This window comes from Streptomyces sp. HSW2009 (assembly GCF_040240285.1).
Classification (GTDB): Bacteria; Actinomycetota; Actinomycetes; order Streptomycetales; family Streptomycetaceae; genus Streptomyces.
Window position 1 is genome coordinate 1 of record NZ_JBEHZD010001022.1, and the last position, 1,216, is coordinate 1,216.

Below are 1,216 nucleotides of genomic sequence, written 5' to 3' on the forward strand. Positions count from 1 at the left end.
GCGAGCGGACGGGCAGCGGCCAGCCGACGGCCGGGACGCGCCCGCGCCGCGGACGGAGGAGCCCCGGGCCACCCCATCCCCCGGCGGCGCCGCCTCGCCCCGCCCCCAGCCGACGAACCCCGGGCGCGGGCCCGCGGCCGGGGCGGGGCCGCCGCTGACCGTCAGCACCCGTTCGCACGTGTGGGAGAACGGCTGCGACCACCGCTACCTCGTCGACCGGGAGCCGACCGCGGTGGCGCCGCCGCCGGTGGAGCAGGACGCGCCGGTGTGGGCCGCGGCGCACGGGGCCGTCCACGGCGGGACGACCAACGTGGAGGTGACGGTGGCCGGGCGGTCGGACCGGGCGGTGGTGCTGCGCGGGCTCCAGGTGCGGGTGGTGGGCCGGCAAGCGCCGCTGGCCTGGCCCTCGTTCGCGATGGAGAACGGCTGCGGCGGCTCGCTCACCCCGCGCGCCTTCGCCGTCGACCTCGATGCCGCCCGCCCGTTGGCCAAGCCGACCGACGGGAACGACGGCGGGCGCCCGCTGCCCGCGGTGCGCTTCCCCTACCGGGTCTCAGCCACCGACCCGGAGGTGCTGCGCGTCAACGCGCGCACCGTCGACTGCGACTGCCAGTGGTACCTGGAGTTGGACTGGACCAGCGGTGATCGACAGGGCACCGTTCGGATCGACGACGGCGGCCGGCCCTTCAGGACCAGCGGCATCAAGGGGCGCCCCGCATACGGCTATTGGTCGTCCGAAGGGGGCTGGATTCGCGACGGTTCCTGACCGAACCGGTGACCGGGGCCCCCGCGCGCGTCGCGTCCGCGGGGGGGCGCGCGTCGGCGCACCAGGCGCACGCACCGCCGCCGTGCGACGACCGACATCAGCCACCGCCCCGCCCCCCATTGCCCCTTAGGCATGCCTTACCTACTGTTCGAGCCGCGTCTGAACAGGACGAACACACCTGCGGATCGGGGGCCGTGTGAACGCGACCAGAAGGCAACTGCTGTGGGCGGGCGGCGCGTTGGGAACCACCACGCTGCTCAGCGCGTGCGGCGGCGACCAGCAGTCGGCGGCCCGTCCGCACGGCTCGGAGAAGCCCCGCAGGGGCGGCACGTTACGGGTCGGGGGGGGGGGGGGGGGCCGCGGCCGGCCCCCCCCCCCCCCCCCCCCGCCCGCCCCCCCCCGCGCCGCCCCCGCCCCCCCCCCCCGGGCGGGGCCCCCCCCCCCCCCCCC

General features: G+C 78.2%; 1 protein-coding gene and 1 pseudogene. Both read left to right on the forward strand.

Features of this window, described 5'->3' with window-relative positions:
* A partial coding sequence (locus AAHZ94_RS34320; RefSeq protein ID WP_349997593.1) for a hypothetical protein occupies positions 1-766 on the forward strand: 766 nt, incomplete at its 5' end.
* 196 nt (positions 767-962) lie between these two features.
* A pseudogene (locus AAHZ94_RS34325) lies at positions 963-1,216 on the forward strand (hypothetical protein); the annotation flags it as partial.